At 67.3% G+C, this 18154-nt stretch carries 15 protein-coding genes; 7 read left to right on the top strand and 8 right to left on the bottom strand.

Annotation, left to right across the window (positions count from 1 at the left end; genetic code table 11):
* Window positions 1–243: 243 nt before the first annotated feature.
* Genes GQ464_RS14255 through GQ464_RS14245 form a run of 3 tightly spaced genes read left to right on the top strand, consistent with a single transcriptional unit; the run spans window position 244 to window position 3729 of the window.
* Window positions 244–1374: a hemolysin family protein gene (locus GQ464_RS14255; RefSeq protein ID WP_166974183.1), complete on the top strand. Its 1131-nt coding sequence runs from the start codon at window positions 244–246 to the stop codon at window positions 1372–1374.
* Complete coding sequence (locus GQ464_RS14250) at window positions 1371–2888, top strand: UDP-N-acetylmuramate--L-alanine ligase (RefSeq protein WP_166974186.1); 1518 nt, start codon at window positions 1371–1373, stop codon at window positions 2886–2888. The genes GQ464_RS14255 and GQ464_RS14250 overlap by 4 nt, the downstream gene beginning before the upstream one ends.
* Before the next feature lie 28 nt (window positions 2889–2916).
* The gene (locus GQ464_RS14245; RefSeq protein WP_166974189.1) at window positions 2917–3729 is read left to right on the top strand and encodes a helical backbone metal receptor; all 813 of its coding nucleotides are present in this window, start codon (window positions 2917–2919) and stop codon (window positions 3727–3729) included.
* Here GQ464_RS14245 and GQ464_RS14240 read toward each other — a convergent pair.
* From GQ464_RS14240 to GQ464_RS14205, 8 genes are all read right to left on the bottom strand, one after another.
* The gene (locus tag GQ464_RS14240; RefSeq protein ID WP_166974192.1) at window positions 3714–5372 is read right to left on the bottom strand and encodes a sensor histidine kinase; all 1659 of its coding nucleotides are present in this window, start codon (window positions 5370–5372) and stop codon (window positions 3714–3716) included. The two genes, GQ464_RS14245 and GQ464_RS14240, sit on opposite strands and share 16 nt — an antisense overlap.
* 261 nt (window positions 5373–5633) lie before the next feature.
* The gene (locus GQ464_RS14235) at window positions 5634–7079 is read right to left on the bottom strand and encodes a glycine--tRNA ligase (RefSeq protein ID WP_166974195.1); all 1446 of its coding nucleotides are present in this window, start codon (window positions 7077–7079) and stop codon (window positions 5634–5636) included.
* Between the two features lie 139 nt (window positions 7080–7218).
* Window positions 7219–7968: a RadC family protein gene (gene radC / locus GQ464_RS14230; RefSeq protein ID WP_166974198.1), complete on the bottom strand. Its 750-nt coding sequence runs from the start codon at window positions 7966–7968 to the stop codon at window positions 7219–7221.
* Window positions 7969–8090: 122 nt separating this feature from the next.
* Window positions 8091–9299, bottom strand: coding sequence for a pyridoxal phosphate-dependent aminotransferase (locus GQ464_RS14225; protein ID WP_166974201.1), 1209 nt, complete (start codon window positions 9297–9299; stop codon window positions 8091–8093).
* A 117-nt stretch (window positions 9300–9416) separates the two neighbouring features.
* On the bottom strand, window positions 9417–9887 hold the full coding sequence (coaD, locus tag GQ464_RS14220) for a pantetheine-phosphate adenylyltransferase (protein ID WP_166974204.1): 471 nt from the start codon (window positions 9885–9887) through the stop codon (window positions 9417–9419).
* Between the two features lie 5 nt (window positions 9888–9892).
* Window positions 9893–10453, bottom strand: coding sequence for an RsmD family RNA methyltransferase (locus tag GQ464_RS14215; RefSeq protein ID WP_166974207.1), 561 nt, complete (start codon window positions 10451–10453; stop codon window positions 9893–9895).
* 94 nt (window positions 10454–10547) lie between these two features.
* Window positions 10548–11462, bottom strand: a complete 915-nt coding sequence (locus tag GQ464_RS14210; RefSeq protein WP_166974210.1) for a hypothetical protein — start codon at window positions 11460–11462, stop codon at window positions 10548–10550.
* A gap of 60 nt (window positions 11463–11522) precedes the next feature.
* Complete coding sequence (locus GQ464_RS14205; protein WP_166974213.1) at window positions 11523–11975, bottom strand: hypothetical protein; 453 nt, start codon at window positions 11973–11975, stop codon at window positions 11523–11525.
* Between the two features lie 242 nt (window positions 11976–12217).
* On the opposite strand from GQ464_RS14205, the gene GQ464_RS14200 reads away from it, so the two are divergent.
* The 4 genes from GQ464_RS14200 (at window position 12218) to GQ464_RS14185 (ending at window position 18144) form a co-directional block, all read left to right on the top strand.
* The gene (locus GQ464_RS14200) at window positions 12218–12943 is read left to right on the top strand and encodes a pyridoxine 5'-phosphate synthase (RefSeq protein ID WP_166974216.1); all 726 of its coding nucleotides are present in this window, start codon (window positions 12218–12220) and stop codon (window positions 12941–12943) included.
* Between the two features lie 166 nt (window positions 12944–13109).
* Window positions 13110–14027: a GTPase Era gene (era, locus tag GQ464_RS14195; protein ID WP_228350315.1), complete on the top strand. Its 918-nt coding sequence runs from the start codon at window positions 13110–13112 to the stop codon at window positions 14025–14027.
* A gap of 290 nt (window positions 14028–14317) precedes the next feature.
* The gene (locus GQ464_RS14190) at window positions 14318–15220 is read left to right on the top strand and encodes an SIR2 family protein (RefSeq protein WP_166974219.1); all 903 of its coding nucleotides are present in this window, start codon (window positions 14318–14320) and stop codon (window positions 15218–15220) included.
* Window positions 15217–18144, top strand: a complete 2928-nt coding sequence (locus tag GQ464_RS14185) for an nSTAND1 domain-containing NTPase (protein WP_166974222.1) — start codon at window positions 15217–15219, stop codon at window positions 18142–18144. Before GQ464_RS14190 ends, GQ464_RS14185 begins: the two co-directional genes overlap by 4 nt.
* Window positions 18145–18154: the final 10 nt, after the last annotated feature.

Genomic DNA, 18154 nt, shown 5'->3' with positions numbered 1-18154 from the left:
TCGAACCGCAGGCCCTCCCCGGGCCTGCGGTTCTCTTTTGCACCGGGACGGAAACCCGGCACGGACCCGCGGCTTCACCCCCGGAGATCGGCGCCGCCTTCGCACCGGCGAAACCGGGACGGAGGCGGCGCATTCATGTCGGGTAGCGGACGAAGAAAACCGGTCTTCCTGCCGGGAATGCTTCGCTTCGCGTTTCCTTCCACGCTTCAACCACCGGAAACGGCCCCCCGGTCCGACGCTTCCATGACGCTTCTCATCTTCTACGTACTGCTGGCACTCGGCGTCTCGTTTCTGTGTTCGATCATGGAAGCGGTGTTGCTGAGCGTGACGCCGTCGTATGTAGCGATGCTGGAGCGACGAGGCGTCCCTGTCGCCTCCCACCTGCGCCGGCTCAAAGAAGACATCGACCGGCCGCTGGCAGCCATCCTGAGCCTTAACACGATAGCCCACACGGTAGGCGCCGCCGGGGCAGGCGCCCAGGCCGCCCTGGTCTGGGAAAGCGTGCCCCTGGGGATCTTCTCCGCCGTGCTCACCCTGCTGATCCTGGTCTTTTCCGAGATCATCCCCAAAACCCTGGGCGCCCTTTACTGGCGCGCCCTCGCCCCGGTGCTCGTGCGCGTCCTCGTGCCGACCATCTGGCTGATGTGGCCTCTGGTGAAGCTGTCGCAGGGCATCACGCGGCTGCTCTCGCATGGCGAGCGGCACCCCGGGATCAGTCGCGAAGAGATCACGGCCCTCGCCGAGCTCGGCACCGAAAGAGGCGTCTTCGAAGAGGAGGAGTCCCGTATCCTCAAAAACCTCTTCCGCTTCCGCTCGCTGCGCGCCCGCGACGTCATGACGCCGCGCATCGTGCTCTTCGCGCTGCCCGAGACCAGGCCGGTAGCCGAGGTGCTGAACGAGCATCCGACGCTCCGCTTCTCACGCCTGCCCGTCTACCGAAGCAACAAGGACGACATCACCGGCTACGTCCTCAAAGACGACCTTCTGCTGAAAGCCGCGCAAGGGCAGGAACACCTGCCGCTCCGCGAGATCAAACGCGAGATTCAGATCGTGCCCGACTCGATGCAACTGCCGCATCTCTTCAAGCGCCTCCTCGAGGAGACCGAGCACATCGCGCTCGTCGTCGATGAATATGGCGGTACGGAAGGGATCGTTACCATGGAAGACATCGTCGAGACGCTGCTGGGACTGGAGATCGTCGATGAGGTCGACTCTGTGGAGGACATGCAGGCCCTTGCACGCCAGCAATGGATCCGGCGTGCGCAGCGGCTGGGCCTCGTCCCCCGGGATTTCGAGGTGCCCGCTGAAGGGAACCAGGATTCCCGCCGGCTGACGGGGACACCGCAAAGCCGTACGGAACAGGAAAACTCATGAAAAACATCGCCGACCTGCCCGACGCCCACCTCCGGATCTTTGAGCGCCCGCCCGTGCCGGCGCCCGATGCGATCGAAGACGTCTACCTCATCGGCATCTGCGGCACCGGGATGGGATCGCTTGCCGGGCTGTTTCAGCAGGCCGGCTACCGGGTGCGAGGGGCCGACGCGGGCGTCTACCCGCCCATGAGCACCCGCCTGGCCGAACTCGGCATCCCCGTCCACCACGGCTACGACGCGGCCCACCTGGACCCGGCACCGGACCTCGTGGTCGTCGGCAACGCCTGCACGCCGCAACACGTGGAGGCGACGTATGCCCGCGAGCACGGCCTCGTGCAGCAGTCGCTGCCGGAAGCGCTGGCGCACTTCTTCATCCGGGATCGCCGCTCGCTGGTCGTCGCCGGCACGCACGGCAAGACCACCACCACCAGCCTGCTCGTGCACGTGCTGCGCACGGCGGGCCTCGATCCCGGTTTCCTCGTCGGCGGGATCATGCGCAACGGCAACGACAGCTACGCCGTCGGGAGCGGGCCTTACTTCGTCGTCGAAGGGGACGAGTACGACAGCGCCTACTTCGACAAGCGCCCCAAGTTCATGCACTACCGCCCCACGAGCGCCGTCGTCACGTCGATGGAGTTCGACCATGCCGACATCTATGCCTCGTGGGAGGACTACCGGGACGCCTTCCGTGCCTTCGTGGCCCTGGTGCCGCCACACGGGCTGCTGGCGCTCTGCAACGACGACCCCGAGGTGACGGCCCTGGCAGACCACACGCCGGCCCGCGTCCGGCGCTACGGCCTTGCCCCCGGCGCCGACGTGACGGCCCGCGACGTACGCCGCACCGAAGCCGGTCAGCACTTCACGCTCGTCGTGGACGCCACGGCGGCCGGCGAGCTCTTCCTTCCCCTGAGCGGCCGGCACAACCTGCTCAACGCCCTGGCCGTGTGCACCCTCGCCCTCGACGAGGGGCTGTCCCCGGACCGGATCGCGGCCGGCATGGCCTCGTTTCGGGGCATCAAACGCCGGCTGGAGGTGCGCGGCGAGGCGGCCGGCGTCCTCGTCGTCGACGACTTCGCGCACCACCCCACGGCGGTTCGCGAGACGATCCGTGCCGCCCGCGAGCGATGGCCCGCCCGCCGCCTGGTGGCCGTCTTCGAGCCCCGCTCCAACTCCAGCCGCCGCAAGGTCTTCGAACAGGGGTATACGGAAGCTTTCGACGACGCCGACGCCGTGTTCTTCAGCACCCCGCCCTTCCGTCACAACGACCGGCCGGAGGATTTCATGGACATGGACGTGCTCGTGGCCGGCCTGCAACGGCGCGGTGTGCCGGCCGGTGCGTTCCCGAACGCCGGCGCCCTCCTGCCGCCGCTGCTCGACCAGTTGCAGGCCGGCGCGGCCCGTACCGGCCCCACTGTGGTGCTGATCATGAGCAACGGCAGCTTCGACAACCTGCACGAACGCTTGCTCACGGCCCTGGCCGATCGGGAAACCGCCCCCCTGAAGCCGTCTTCATGAGGAAACACCCGCCCCGCCTCCCGACCCCATGATCGACTGCACCGACGCACGCGGCCATACCCTCCGCCTCGAAACCCCACCGCGCCGCATCGTCTCGCTCGTCCCCAGCCAGACCGAACTCCTGGCCGAACTCGGCCTCGACGCGGCCGTCGTGGGCGTGACACGCTTCTGCGTGCACCCCGCCGCATGGAAAAGCCGGAAAACGATCGTCGGCGGCACGAAGCAGGTCCGCATCGACCGGGTACGCGCGCTGCAACCCGACCTCGTGCTGGCCAACCGGGAGGAGAACACCCGCGCCGACGTCGAGGCCATCGAAACGTTCGCGCCCGTCTTCGTGACGGACGTATGCGACCTTCCCGGCGCCCTGGCGATGATCCGCACCGTGGGCCGGCTGACGGGCCGGGCCGAACGGGCCGAACGCCTCGCCGGCCGCATCGCCTCGGCTTTTGCCGCGCTTCCCCCCTTCCCCCCCTGCCGGGCCGTCTACCTCATCTGGCGGAACCCCTACATGACCGTCGGAGGCGACACGTTCATCCACGACATGATGGCCCGGGCCGGGTTCGTCAACGTCTTTGCCGGCCACACGCGCTATCCGGTCGTCACCGAGGCCGAGATGGCGGCGGCCGCGCCGGACGTGATCCTGCTTTCGAGCGAGCCCTACCCGTTCCGGGAGAAGCACCGGGACGCGCTACGGGCCGTGCTGCCCGACCTTCCCCTCCACTTGGTCGATGGCGAGTTCTTCTCGTGGTACGGGAGCCGCCTCCGGCACGCGCCGGCCTACTTCACGCGGTTGCGCCGGGCCATGGCCGCACCGGCGTCAGCTCCTCAACGTCCTGCCTGATCCTCGTGCAGGCGTTCACGTACCGGTACGGCGCCGTCCCCGTGCGGCGCGGAGACCACCTCGAGCCGGTCCAGTTGCACCCACTGACCCGGCATCTGGTAGGGCAGGTGTATCCGGAAGCAGCTGCCGGTGCCCTTCTCACTTTCCACGGCGATCGTCCCCCCCATCAGCGCCAGCAGGCTTCGGGTGATCGTCAGGCCCAGTCCCATGCCGTCGAAGTGGCGCCCGATGCCGTCCGACTCCTGCCTGAAGGCTTCAAAGACCTGCTCCAGGAAGGCCGGTTGCATGCCGATCCCCGTATCCTCGATCTCGATGCAGACATGGCCGGTTTCGGCCCGGCTCCGGAGCGTCACACCGCCCTGGCTGGTGAACTTGGCGGCATTGGCCAGCAGATGCGACAGCGCCCGTTGCAGGGCCATATAATCCTGAAAGAGATGCACCGGGATATCGGGCAGTTCGAGGCGGAACCAGAGGCCCTGCCGCTCGACGTCTTGCCGGTATCCGGCGGCCACCTCCAGCAAGAACGCATTGAGTTCGAAGAAGGAAGGTCGCAGCTTCATGGTGCCGCTCTCGAGCTGGGCCATGTCCAGCACGGCATTGAGCGTATCCATCAGCCGCCGGCCGTTCTTCCGGATGAGTTCGGCGAATTCCCGGTTTTCGCCGCTGGTGCGCTGCTGCAGAATGTCGGCGAAGCCGATGATCGACGTCAGCGGCGTGCGTACCTCGTGGTTCATGTTCGCCAGGAGGGCCGACTTGAGCCGGCTGAGGGCTTCGGCCTGCTCTTTGGCCGCGATCAACTCTTGCTGGTATCGCCTCGCCTCGGACTGGTCGATGCGGTAGCCGATGACGGCGTGCACATGGCCCTGCGCATCCCGCACCGGGGTGGCCACGTGCAGCATGTGCCGCACCGTCCCGTCGGGCATGAGCACCGTCTCATCCACGGACCCCATCTCGCCCGTCTCCACCACCTGCATGATCCACTCGTGGCGCTGGCGGTAGAGGGCATCGTCGAGCCCGAAGGCCCGGCCGTATTCGAGCGGCGTCTTGCCGATCATGCGGGCGAGCCGCTCCTCCGGCGCGACGGCCCGGTTGGCCCACACGTAGCGCCCGGCCGGATCGAACACCTCCACCTCGACGGGGAGTTCGTTGAGCACGTCCTCATAGAAAGCCCGGAGCACCGCCGTTTCCGCCTCCGCCTTCAACAGGCCCTGCCGCTCTTCCAGGCGTTCGGCCAGCAGATGGGCCAGGTCGTGCAGGCTGAAACGCTCCTCTCCGCTCAGGGTACGCGGCCGGGTGTCGAAAAGACAGAGCGTGCCGACCGGCCGGTCATGGCGATCCCGAATGGGCAGGCCGGCCGCAAAGCGTACCGGGGTTGCTTCCGGCTGCCCCGCCAGCGACAGGGAAACGTCCCCGTCCATCTGACGGGCAAGCAGCTGCCCCCCGGCCAGCACCTGCCCGGCAAACGTCATCGGGAAGCCCTCCGGTCCGGGCTCGACACCCGCGCAGGCCGCCAGCTGATGACGCCCCGACGCATCCACCAGCGTGACCACGGACACGGGACACCGGCAGGCACGGGCCGCGATGCGGGCCAGGCGTCCCAGAAAAATCTCCCAGGCAGGCGCAGCCTCCGACGGATCCACCATCGACCTACGTGTTCCCGTCCGGCCTACCATGTCGTCCAGGGATAAGGGCTCCGACACACTACGGCTTCTCGCACCACACGATGTCGCCCGGTGGGTGGGGAGGGCGTCACATCGGCAAGCACGTGCAACCCGGCCTGGCCGCAAGCGCGCATACGCCGGGCAGCCCTAATCTCGGACGTTTTTCATCCAATGTCCAGTTATCACGATTTTTTTTAACGTCCTGCCCGGCATAGACTTCCGGCGGGCGCCCGTGCCGGGACGTCAGCCGGCCGGCGTCCAGGAACGCATCCGGTCGGCCACGTAGGCGACGACGTTGTCACGGGGAATGCGCACCTGGGCCATGGAATCCCGCTCCCGGACCGTGACGGTGCCGTCTTCGAGTGTGTCGCCGTCGACGGTGATGCAGAAGGGGGTGCCGATCTCGTCCATGCGCCGGTAGCGTCGCCCGATGGCCCCTTTTTCGTCATAAAACGTGTTGAAGTGGGGTTGCAGGTCGTCTGCGATGGCGCGGGCCACTTCGGGCATCCCGTCCTTTTTGACCAGCGGGAAGACGGCCACCTTGACCGGGGCGATGGCCGGATGGAAGCACAGCACGGTGCGGGTCTCTTCGCCGACTTCTTCCTCCCGGTAGGCCTCGCACAGCAACATCAACACGGTGCGGTCGAGCCCGGCCGAAGTTTCGACGACGTAAGGGATGTAACGCTCCTGCGTCTGCGGGTCGAAGTATTCCATCTTCTTCCCGGAGTATTGCTGGTGGTTGCGCAGGTCGTAGTCGGTCCGGGAATGGATGCCTTCGACCTCCTGCCAGCCGATGGGGAACTCGTACTGGATGTCGTGGGCGGCATCGGCGTAGTGGGCCAGTTTCTCGTGCGCGTGCCAGCGCAGCTTCTGCGGGCGGATGCCGTTGTCGAGGTGCCATTGCATGCGCTTTTCGCGCCAGGCCTCGTAGGCTTCCATCTGCGTCCCCGGCCGGACGAAGTACTGCATCTCCATCTGCTCGAACTCGCGCATGCGAAAGATGAACTGCCGGGCCACGATCTCGTTGCGGAACGCCTTGCCGATCTGCGCAATCCCGAAGGGGATCTGCTGGCGGGCCGTCTCGCGCACGTTGTGAAAGTTGACGAAGATGCCCTGGGCCGTCTCCGGGCGCAGGTAGATCTTGCTCTCGGCATCGGCCACCGGGCCGACGTGCGTCGTGAACATCAGGTTGAACTGGCGGACCTCGGTCCAGTCGAAGGCGCCGGAGTCGGGGGCCCGGATCTCCTCCTCCATGATGAGTTCGTAGAGGGCCCGGCACATCGCCTGATCCTCCAGGTGCAGCGCTTCGACCAGCCGCCGGTGCACGGCTTCGGCGCGGGCCTCCTGCCCGGCGCGGCGCAGCTTTTCGATGTGCTGTTCGATGAGCTGGTCGGCCCGGTAGCGCATCTTCGACTGCCGGTCGTCGATGAGCGGGTCGTTGAAGGCGTCGACGTGGCCGGAAGCCTTCCAGACGGTCGGATGCATGAGGATGGCCGCGTCGAGCCCCACGATGTTGTCGTGCCGGTAGACCATGGCGTTCCACCAGCGCTGTTGCACGTTGCGTTTGAGTTCGACGCCCAGCGGTCCGTAGTCGTACGTGGCGGCCAGGCCCCCGTAGATCTCGGACGACTGAAAAATGAAGCCGCGCCGCTTGCTCAGCGAGACGATCTTATCGAAAAGGTCGGTCATGTCGGGCTGTGGTGAATTCCAGGGTGGCGTGCCCCCCACGCATGCGGGGCGAAGCATGCTAGCACGTTCGCCTTCGGAGCGCAACGCGCAGCGGTTGAAATTCTCGAAGATTCGGGGGGATTGTGCCCCGGATCCGGGCTCAAATCAGCCCGCGTTCGGCGAGCGAGGTGTACTGTGTGCCGGCGATGATCAGGTGGTCGTGCACCGGGATACCCATGAGCTTGCCGGCCTCGACGAGTTGCCGTGTGACGCGGAGGTCTTCGCGGCTTGGCTCGGGGTTGCCCGACGGGTGGTTGTGCAGGCAGATGATGGCGGCCGCATTCTCGAGGATGGCCCGGCGGAAAACCCCGCGTGGCTCCACGATGCTGGCGGCCAGCCCGCCCTCGCTCACCGTCTCGTCCCCGATGATGACGTTGGCGGTGTTCAGCAGCACTACCTTGAAGACTTCCCGCCTGAGGTCGCGCATGAGCGGCCCGTAGACGGCCGCCACATCGGCCGGGGTGCGCACCTGCACCCGCTCGCCGCTCCGCTGCGACTCGACGCGCCGCCCGATCTCGAAGGCCGCCACGAGCTGCACCGCCTTGGCCGGCCCTACCCCGGCAACCCGCATCAGCTCCTTCAGCTCGCGCCGGGAAAGGTTGTGCAGGGAGCGGTAGGCCTGCAACAGCGCCCGGCCGAGCTGCACGGCCGAGATCGGCCCTTCTTTCGTGCGCGTGCCCGTACCAAAGATCAACGCAATGAGTTCGGCGTCGGTCAGCGCGGACGGCCCGCGCCGCATCAGCTTCTCCCGCGGGCGGTCGGACTCGTCCCACTGGTTGATCGGGACGCGATAGCGGATCTCCGGCTCCCCGGCCGGCCGGATCGGTGCAAGCGCATCGGAGGACGACATACGGCAACGTGGCGGCTGGTGATCGCAGCGGGCGGCCCCTCCCGTGACCGGGGCCGCTGCTACCAAAACACCTTGCGCCCCCCGCATCTAACCCGCCCCACGCTTTTTTTGCCCGCGGCGGCCTACCGCAGCGCCGCCAGACCGGCCTCGATGCGATCGAGCGCCGTGGACAGGTCGTCCATGGAGGCGGCATAGGAGAGCCGGACGCCGTCCGGGGCGCCGAAGGCATGGCCGGGCACAAGGGCCACGTCGTGGGCTTCGAGCAGGTAGAAGCACAGGTCCTCGCTGCCGGCAACGACGCGGCCGTCCGGGGCCGTCCGCCCGTAGTAGGCCGAGACGTCCGGAAACACATAGAAGGCCCCTTCGGGCCGGGGGCACACGACCCCGTCGAGGGCCTGCAGGCGTTCGAGGACGTAGTCGCGCCGGTGGCGGAAGGCGGCGACCATGTCGCGGATCGGCTCCATGCCCATCGCCAGGGCGGCGATGCCGGCTTTCTGGGTGATGCTGCACGGCGCGGAGGTGAGTTGCCCCTGCACCTTGCCGGCCGCCTTCACGATGGGGGCTTCGGCGGCCAGGTAGCCCAGGCGCCATCCCGTCATGGCATATCCCTTCGAGAACCCGTTGACCGTGATGGTCCGTTCCTTCATGCCCGGCAGCGAAGCGAAGGCCACGTGGGCGGCGTCGTAGAGGATGTATTCGTAAATCTCATCGGAGAGCACGAAGACCTGCTCGTGGCGGCGAAGCACGTCGGCCAGGGCTTCCAGCTCGGCCGGGGTATAGACCGAGCCGGTCGGGTTCGACGGCGAGTTCAGGATCAGCAGGCGCGTCCGCTCCGTGAGGGCGGCTTCGAGGGCTTCGGGCGTCAGGCGATAGTCGTGCTCGACCGAGGTCGGGACGACGACCGGCTCGGCACCGGCCAGGCGCACCATCTCGGGGTAGCTCACCCAGTACGGCGCCGGGATCAGCACCTCGTCTCCCGGACGGCAGAGCACCAGGATCGCCAGCGCGACGGACTGTTTGGCACCGTTGGAGCAAAGGATCTGTTCCGGCGTGTAGTCGAGCCCGTTATCGCGGCGGAGCTTCTCGCAGATCGCCTCGCGCAGCTCGGGCATACCGGCGTTCATCGTGTAGTGGGTAAACCCTTCCCGGATGGCCTCGATGGCGGCCTCGCGGATGGGTGCCGGCGTGTCGAAGTCGGGCTCGCCGGCACTCAGGCTGACGACCGGATGCCCGGCACGTCGCCGCTCTTTGGCACGCGCCGTCATCGCCAGCGTGGCCGACGGCTGCATCGCGGCCACGTTCGGGTTGAACTGCAATACGGAAACGGACATATCGGCTTCGGATCGAGGTACGGCGGGGATCGACGAACGGGACGGGGCGGCCGTCCTCCCGCATCACAAGTTAACGGGCCGGCCCCACAGGGGGAACCCCGGTCCTTGAACTTTGCTCTATTTCCGCTGAAGCGCTTCCAGCACGGGCGGCGGCACGAACGAGGAGACGTCCCCGCCCCAGCGGTGGATCTCCCGGACGAGCGAGGCATGGATGTGCAGGTGGGCCTCGGAGGGCATCAGGAAGACGGTCTCGAGCTCGGGAAAGAGGCGGCGGTTGGCGAAGAGCATGCGGTATTCATAGTCGAAGTCGCTCACCTGTCGCAGGCCGCGCACCTGGGCGACGGCGCCCCGGCGGCGGGCGTGCTCCATGAGCAGCCCCTCGAAGGGTACCACCGAGACGCCGGTCAGGTGGCCGGTGCAACGCCGGATGAGCTCGCACCGCTCCTCCAGCGTAAAGAGGGGCGTCTTGCTCGTGTTGACGGCCACCGTCACCTCCACCCGGTCGAAGAGGCGCAGGGCCCGTTCCAGGATGTCGAGGTGGCCGTAGGTGAAGGGATCGAAGGTGCCGGGATAAAGGGCGAGGGCCATGGGGTTCAGGCAGGCGCATCCGCCCCCTCGTCCACACGCCGGAACACCGAGACGGTGGTACGCCCGTAGGGCCGGCTCGTATCGAGGGCGGGATGGTCGGTGAAACGGTGGCGGCGGTCATGTTCGAGCACGAAGAGCCCTCCGGGCTTCAGATGCGGCAACGCGAGCCCGGGCAGGCGCGGAATCGCCGGCAGGGTATACGGCGGATCGGCCAGAATCAGGTCGAAGGGGGGGCCGTCGTACCGCTGGAGATAGGTCACCGCATCGGCCCGGAGGAAGGTGCAGCTCTCGAGCACGTCCAGGTCTTCGGCGTTCTGGCGGGTGTACCGGAGCACCCGCCCGTCGTGTTCGACGAACGTCACGGCCCGCCCGCCCCGGCTGAGGGCTTCGAAGCCGAGGGCACCGGTGCCGGCAAAGAGGTCGAGCACGTCGGCCCCCTCGAGGTCGAGCCGGCTCTCGACGAGGTGGAAAAGAGATTCGCGCGTGCGGTCCGTCGTCGGGCGGGTGAGATGACCGGCGGGGGCCCGCAGGCTCCTCCTTCGCAGCCGTCCGGCAATGATGCGCATGTTCGATGGGCCGCCTGGCGCGGCCGATGGGTTTCGCTTCACGTTCGGCGCGTATGCACCGGGTCAACCGGCGGGGCGAGGCCCGGTTTCGGGCTCAGAGCGTGATACCCAGGCACGGCGCGTACGCCTCGACGTCGAAGCTGGCGGAAAGGCTGCCCGGATCGAGGTCGACGACGGGCACCGCATTGAGCTTCTCCGGCGTCACGCCAAAGACCTGCGCGAAGAGGTCACCGGCCCCGTCTGCAAGGCCCACCCCGTAGAAAAAGACCCGGCCGACCTGCCCCGGCTCGATGCGTTGCCGGACCAGCAGGGCGAGCGCGAAGTAGAGGGCGTCGGAGGGCGGCCCGGCCGGGGCATGGTGGCAGAACTGCCACGCCCCGCCCTCGCAGAGGCAGTATTCCGTGTGCGAGGGATACCAGCCCACGGCCAGAACGAACGGGCGCCCGGCGGGGGTGAGCGCCGCCCGCTGTGCCAGCCTGTTGACGACCTGTGCCACACCCTGCATGCTCGTCACGGATCGTCGCCGGGGGGCGGGCAAAACCCGCAGCACCTTTTCAAGGCGGGTGTGAATCCGCCGGGGCAACATCAACACCTGGTACCAGCGCACCGTCTCGTCGGCAAGCACCTGCTCCCGCGCGGCGTCGACGGCCAGGTGGAAGGCGGCAGGCTCCTGCCCGCCGAGCAACGCCGCCTCGCGCTCGAAGCGGGCCCGGCACGCCGCCTCCGGCAGCGACGCCTCGCACGGGGAAAAGAACACCTGCCCGACGGGCGGATGCACCGCCAGGCGCAGCTCCGTCGCCACGGTCCCGCTAAAGACGTCGCCGATGGCCTCGGCCACCGTATCCAGATGCGCGGGGTTCTCCTCCTCGAAGAGCTCCCGTGCCGCCTCGAACTCGAAATCACAGCTGCCGAGCCGGAGCAGCCGGTATCGCCCGTTGAACTGCTCTACCTCCGCATAGCGCATGACACGCCCGTAGAGGTCGATGCCTGCCCGTGCCTGCGCATCCATAGCCTGTGGCGCGTTGCGGTTGGGTTGGTCGGGCCCCGGTGCCTGCGCCGGCCGCCGGCCTCACTCCCAGCTGGCCGCATTCAGCAGCGTCACGTCGGGGATGAGCGAGCCGATCTGGTCGTCCGAATCCGGATCTTTGAGCAGGTAGATCATCACCTGCGAGGTGTCGTTGAGGGCGTATTCGAACGGTTTGCCGGTGCGTGGAGAATAGATCAACGAGTCGAAGTTGACCGGTTCGCCGAAGAGGCTGTCGGTCCGTGCCTGGGCCAGCGAGTCGGTCTTCAAGAACATGACGAGCGAGTCCAGCGTCCTCGGGAAACGCTCGTTCACCTGCCGGTAATACACCAGGGCCTGCCGGACATCGTCCATCCGTTCCCGGGTCAGGCGGGTCAGTTCTCTTTGCCGCTCGACCGCTTGGTACGGCTCCGTGATGGAGACGTAGAGGAAATAGGCAAGCACGAGAATGACGATGCCCAGAACGACTTGAAGGGCAATACGGGTACCCTGGCCCATGGTGCGTCTTGCTCCGGCTATGGTTGAGGATGGTGTTGATCAAGGCAGCACGAGGCCGCCCGGTGAAAAGCGGAGGGGTCGAGCGGCCTCACCGGGCGAAAATACAGGAAGCCCCCCCGAAATGCAACCGCACCCGCAAGCGCCCCCACCCGGGCGGCCGCCGGGGCTTGCATGAACACGTCGTTCTGTTCTAGACTAGCCACCCCGCCGCACGTTGCTCTCTTCATCAGGAATACATCGCCGTGATCGACCTGCTCATCAACATCGACCACATTGCGACGCTGCGCAATGCACGCCGTGAGACGTTTCCGGACCCCGTCCATGCCGCGGCCCTCTGCGAAGCCGCCGGCGCCGACGGCATCGTGTTCCACCTGCGTGAGGACCGCCGCCACATCACGGACCGGGACGTGCGCCTGCTCCGGGAAACGGTACAGGGCAAGCTGGATTTTGAACTCTCGACGAATCCCGAGGTCGTCGAGATCTGCTGCGCCACGCAGCCGGACCTGGCCACGCTGGTCCCGGAACGGCGCGAAGAGGTGACCACGGAGGGCGGGCTCGACGTGCTGGCCGAACGGCCCCGCCTCCGGGCGCTGATCCCCCGGCTCTACGACGCCGGCATCCCCGAAGTCGCCCTCTTCGTGGATCCGAACCCGGACCAGGTCGAGGCGGCCCGGGAGGTAGGCGCCAACGCCATCGAACTGCACACGGGCGACTACGCCAACGCGCCGACGTTCGAGGACCGGCGTGCCGAGGCCGAGCGCCTGGCCGCCGCCGCCGAGCGGGCCCATGCCCTCGGCCTCCGCATCCACGCCGGACACGGCCTCAACTACAACAACTTCGGCCTGTTCAAGCGCACCGTGCCGCACGTAGCGGAGGTCTCCATCGGCTTCGCCGTCGTCGCCCGGGCGGTGCTCGTCGGCCTCGACCGGGCCGTCCGCGAGATGCGCCGCGTCGTGAAAGGCTATTGAGCGTCGTGCCTCCGGGGGCACGACACCGGCCCCCGAATGTTTCTCTCCACCCCCCCGCATCATCAACACGCCCGCCCCGGCACGCAACGCCGCCCGGCGGGAGCAAAGTACGACGGCCGGGCGTCTCATCCGCCGTGTACTTCCCTGCCCGACACCGTCATTGCCCGTGAGCGAAACCCCTCCGATCATCAACCTGGACGACGTGCCGGCCGACCACCGCAGCGGGTACGTGGCCATCATTGGCAAACCCAATGTGGGCAAGAGCACCCTCCTGAATGCCCTGCTCGGCCGTAAGCTGGCCATCGTCACCCCGAAGCCGCAGACGACCCGGCACCGCATCCTCGGCATTCGCTCCGACGAGCGCGCCCAGATCATCTTCCTGGATACCCCCGGCATCATCAAGCCGCGCTACCGGCTCCAGGAAGCCATGATGCGCGACGTCGCCGGCGCCATCCGGGACGCCGACCTGCTGCTCTTCATGGCCGATGCCACCCGGGACCGCCCGGACACCTTCAGCCTCGAACACCTCGGCGACCGGCCCGCCCTGCTGGTACTCAACAAGATGGACCTGATCCGGCAGGAGGAGGCCCTGCCGCTGGTGAAGGCCTATACCGAACTCCGATCCTTCGAGGAGGTCATCCCCATCTCGGCCCTCCAGGGCACCAACCTCGACCGGCTCCTCGAAGCCATCATCGCCCGCCTCCCCGTCGGCCCGCCGTTCTACCCGCGCGACATGCTCAGCGAGCACCCCGAACGCTTCTTCATCGCCGAGATCATCCGGGAAAAAATCTTCCAGCAATACCGCGACGAGATCCCGTACTCGACGCAGGTGAACATCGTTACGTATCAGGAGCGTCCGGAGGGCAAGGACTTCATCGACGCCGAGATCGTGGTGGAGCGCGACACGCAGAAGGCCATCCTGATCGGTAAGGGGGGGCGGGCCTTGAAGCGCGTCGGGCAGGCCGCCCGTGAAGACATCGAAGCTTTCCTGGGCAAGCCCGTCTACCTGCAGTTGCACGTCAAGGTCCGGGCGGACTGGCGCAACACCGATACGTACCTGCGCGCCTACGGCTACCAGCCCTGAGCCCTGCCGGGCGGCTTTCATTATCCGCCTCAATCTTTTACCTTTACGGACACCTCACGCACCGCAACGCCACGGCATCACGGAAGAACGACCGGCGCGCCATCCCCTGCTTTTGCCCTCCCTGGACGGCCTGCCTGAAACGGCGCACGGGGTCGCTCATGTCACCCGGTGGGCCGGGTCTTCCGATCGCTCCGGTGGCGCGGATACCGTGCCGGGGGTGCATGCCGCGTCCTGTCCCTGCACCGTGTGGTAGACCGTCCCCTTCAACCCCTTTCCCGACGTGCGTGCCCATGCAGGTCCCCGCATACCCGATCCCGAACCTTGCCGACGTGGCCGAAAGTGTTCGCCAGGGGCGGTGTATTCTCTTTCTCGGCGCCATGGCTTCGGCGCCGTCGCCGGCGGGCTGTCCCTACACCTACCGGACCGCCCCGCCCGGCGGGGCCGAGCTCTCCCGGCGGCTGGCCCGTGCCTGCAACTACCCGTACGACGATACCTGGAATCTCCTGCGCGTCTCCCTCTACTACCAGATCCAGACGTCGCGGAGCCGGCTCGTCGAGGCCATCCAGCGTGAGATCACGGGCTGCAACGCGCCCGATGGAACGGGGCGGATCGAATACGACCCCTCCCCGGCCCTGCACATGCTGGCCGCCCTTCCTTTCCCCATCATCATCACGACCAACTATGACCGGCTCTTCGACCGGGCCCTCAAACGCGCCCTGACCCTGGACGGACGCGAAAAAGACCCGATCGTGAAGGTCTACAACCCCGACGGGGCCCCCGAATACGTCACGCTCGACCCCTCCGAGCGCAACCCGGTCCTGCTCAAGCTCCACGGAGACATCGAAAACCGGGACTCCATCGTGGTCACGGAGGAAGACTACCTTTGCTTCATCGAAAAGATGAGCAATGAGAAGGAGCACCCGATCCATCTCAACATCCGTTCCCGCATCAACACCTGGCCGGTCCTGTTCATCGGCTACAGCCTGAAAGACTACAACCTGCGCTTGCTCTACCGGACGATGCGCTGGTACCTGGACCCGGCCACGTTGCCGCTCTCCTATTCGATCGACCCCTATCCCGACCAGCTCATCGTTTCCATTTTTCAGGAGATGGTGCGCTTCGTCGAAGACGACCTGTGGAAGTTCGTTCCCGCCCTCTATGAAGCCGTCACCGGACGCGCCTACCCGCCATGACTCGTGCTGACGACCTCCCGCCCCCCTCCCCCTACCGTGGCGTCGACCCTTTCCGCTATGCGGACCGGCGGTGCTTTTTCGGACGGGAGGAGGCCACCGATGCCCTCCTGGCCCAGATCCTGGTCTCACGCCTGGTGATCCTCTTCGGGGAATCGGGGGCGGGCAAGTCGTCCCTGATCAATGCGGGGCTGATCCCGGCCCTGCTCCGGGAAGGGATGCAGCCGGAGCGCCTCCGCGTCATGCCCTTCCCCGACGAGCCGCTCTCCATCGAGCGCATCACCGACGACCGGGACGGGCAGCCGGTCTACCTGCCTTCCCTCCTGGCCGGCGATGCCCCCGGAACGACCGTGCAATGCTCGCTCGAACGGTTCCGCCACCTGATCGAAACCGGCTCCGGGGTCGTCCGGCCGGTTCTGATCTTCGACCAGTTCGAGGAGCTGTTCACCCTCTTCGGCCAGGGCAAACAGGCATCCCCGGCCGAAGAGCTGGCCCTGCAACGCCGGCTCCTGGCTACCCTCCTCGACCTGGTCAACAGCGGGTTGAAGGTGAAGGTGCTCCTGATCATCCGGGAGGACTTCCTTGGCAAGCTGGAAACGCTGGCGACCGCCTACCCCCGCATCTTCGACCACCGCGTGCGACTGCGCCGGCTGGACGAAGCCGAGGCACGTGAAGCGATCTGCGGGCCCTTCCGAAGGCCGGAGACGGGCAACCGCCGCGAACCCTGCCCGGCTTTCCCGGCACAGCTGACCCCCGCCCTGGCCGGCCGCCTGATTGCCGACCTCACACGCACCGGTGAAGAGACGCAGATCCAGCCGACCCAGCTCCAGATCGTCTGCCGGCGCCTCTGGGACCGGTATGCCGCCACCCACCCCGTCATCGACGTCACGCATTACGAGGCCGAGGGCGGCGTCGAGCGTATCCTGGAAGACTTCTGGAAAGCCGAACTCGACCGCCTCGACCCCGACCTGCGCTACCTGGCGGTGCTCCTCTTGAGCCGGCTGATCACCAAGTCCGGCACGCGCGACGTGGTCAGTGAGGACAAGCTCCGGGCCTTTCTCGAAGAGGACCTCGAAGGCCGGCTGGACGAGGAACGCCTCCGGGACACGTTTGCCTTCCTGGACCGCCGCCGGTTCGTCAACCAGAAACCGCAGCGGGGCACCTATTACTACGAGGTGTCGAGCGAGTATCTGATCCCGCTGATCCGGCGGGAGGGTGAGGCGCTGGCACGGCAACGCACGCTGGCCCAGGCGGCCGCCGAAGCCGAAGCCGAGGCCCTGCGCCGCCTGGCCGAGGCGAAGGCGCGGGCCGCCCGGAGAAACAAACGCCTGGCCATCGCCGCCCTCGTTGCCCTGGGCCTCGCCTTGCTGGCTTCCGCCTATGCCTTCGACCAGCAGCGCCGGGCCGTCGCCGCCGCCGAACGCCTGGCCGCCGCCCGCGACAGCATCCAGACCCTCCTCCAGCAATCCTCCCACCTCAACGACGAGTTGAAAGGCACGCTGGCCGCGCTGACCGTCGAGAAGGAACACGCCGACTCCCTGGGCCGCGTCCTGGCCGCCAACCTGCACACCTCGGAAACCCAGCGCCTGGCGATCCAGCGCCTGGCCTTCCGGCAGCAGGGACTGCTCGACTCCCTGGGCATGGCCCTCCGGCTCGCCGAGTACCGCCGCCGCGAGGCGGAAACCGCCCGGGCCACGACGGACAGCCTGCTCGCCGTGACGGACGGCCTCCTGACACGAACACAATCCCTGCTCGCCCGCGAACGGGCCGGACGGGAGGCCGACGACCTCATGGACGATGCCGCCCGGTCCCTCGACGCAGGCACGCCCGGCCTGCACCATACCCTGACCCTGGCACAGCAAGCCGACAGCCTCTACCGCTTCGCCCGGCGACCCGCCGGTGTGGCCCGGGCCCTCATCCTCACGGGCGACATCCTGCTCAGGATGCGACGATTCGCACAGGCCCGGGACTCACTCCAGACCGCCTTCGACTTCCAACTCACCCGCGGCAAAGGCAATCGGACCGACATCGTCGAGCAGCTCGGGGACGTGTACGGCGCCTGGGGGGATGCCCTGGCCGAGCAGGGACAACGCCAGACCGGCCTCGCCCGGTACGACCGGGCGCTGGCCCACTACGACGAGGCCCTCGCCGACGCCCCCTCAGAAGAAACCCGGGCACGGCTCCACATGAAACGAGGGGCCATGCTACGCAAAAAGGGCAACGCGCTCCCGGCCACGAAGCCTTCGGAAAAGGCGGACGCCTACGAAGCCTCCCTCACGGCGTATGCCTCGGCCTGGCCGCTGTGGGAACGGCTCGGCAATGACCCGGGCCAGATCGCCGTGCTGAACGAACTCGAACGCACCTACAAGGCCGGCGGCCAGCGTTCGTTCGGGCGCCGCGCCGCCATCGAATCGATCGACTACTACGCCCCGGTAGAGGTCCCCGCCGTCACGCTCGAACTGCCAAGCCCCGGCTTCCTTCTGAGCGACGGCGGCGACTTCACCCCGATCCTCTGGCCCCGGATCAACTTCGACATCGGCTTCGACCTCATCGGCGGGCATTTCCGCTTCGGTCCCTCGTTTGCCGTCACGGGAGCCCGCTTCGAAGACATCCGCAGCGCCAACTTCGCGGGGCTGCGCCTTTCCTACCGCCTCGGCGAAACCCACCGGGGCCCCGTCACCAGCGGTGTCTTCCGCGTGGCCCTCGAATCGCTCCAGTCGGCCAACACGGACGAACGCCTCTTCGGGCTGACGCTGATCTACGAACGCGGGCTGGTGCATTACACCCTCCATGCCGGGCGCGTCCAAAACGTCGATGCCTCCTTCTTCAGCCGGGGTCACCAGACGTTCGTGCAGCTGACGCTGGGACTCAACCTGTTCGACATTTACCGGCTGATCGAGGCCCGACGGTTCGGTAAGCTCTTCTGAGTCGCCGTCC

It is taken from the genome of Rhodocaloribacter litoris, from assembly GCF_011682235.2.
GTDB classification, from domain to species: Bacteria; Bacteroidota; Rhodothermia; order Rhodothermales; family ISCAR-4553; genus Rhodocaloribacter; species Rhodocaloribacter litoris.
This window is presented reverse-complemented; position numbering and strand designations above follow the sequence as displayed.

Excerpts from the sequence above, each read along its gene's own strand:
- GQ464_RS14255 (WP_166974183.1), top strand. The coding sequence starts at position 244 with ATGACGCTTCTCATCTTCTACGTACTGCTGGCACTCGGCGTCTCGTTT.
- GQ464_RS14250 (WP_166974186.1), top strand. The coding sequence starts at position 1,371 with ATGAAAAACATCGCCGACCTGCCCGACGCCCACCTCCGGATCTTTGAG.
- GQ464_RS14245 (WP_166974189.1), top strand. The coding sequence starts at position 2,917 with ATGATCGACTGCACCGACGCACGCGGCCATACCCTCCGCCTCGAAACC.
- GQ464_RS14240 (WP_166974192.1), bottom strand. The coding sequence starts at position 5,372 with ATGGTGGATCCGTCGGAGGCTGCGCCTGCCTGGGAGATTTTTCTGGGA.
- GQ464_RS14235 (WP_166974195.1), bottom strand. The coding sequence starts at position 7,079 with ATGACCGACCTTTTCGATAAGATCGTCTCGCTGAGCAAGCGGCGCGGC.
- radC (WP_166974198.1), bottom strand. The coding sequence starts at position 7,968 with ATGTCGTCCTCCGATGCGCTTGCACCGATCCGGCCGGCCGGGGAGCCG.
- GQ464_RS14225 (WP_166974201.1), bottom strand. The coding sequence starts at position 9,299 with ATGTCCGTTTCCGTATTGCAGTTCAACCCGAACGTGGCCGCGATGCAG.
- coaD (WP_166974204.1), bottom strand. The coding sequence starts at position 9,887 with ATGGCCCTCGCCCTTTATCCCGGCACCTTCGATCCCTTCACCTACGGC.
- GQ464_RS14215 (WP_166974207.1), bottom strand. The coding sequence starts at position 10,453 with ATGCGCATCATTGCCGGACGGCTGCGAAGGAGGAGCCTGCGGGCCCCC.
- GQ464_RS14210 (WP_166974210.1), bottom strand. The coding sequence starts at position 11,462 with ATGGATGCGCAGGCACGGGCAGGCATCGACCTCTACGGGCGTGTCATG.
- GQ464_RS14205 (WP_166974213.1), bottom strand. The coding sequence starts at position 11,975 with ATGGGCCAGGGTACCCGTATTGCCCTTCAAGTCGTTCTGGGCATCGTC.
- GQ464_RS14190 (WP_166974219.1), top strand. The coding sequence starts at position 14,318 with ATGCAGGTCCCCGCATACCCGATCCCGAACCTTGCCGACGTGGCCGAA.
- GQ464_RS14185 (WP_166974222.1), top strand. The coding sequence starts at position 15,217 with ATGACTCGTGCTGACGACCTCCCGCCCCCCTCCCCCTACCGTGGCGTC.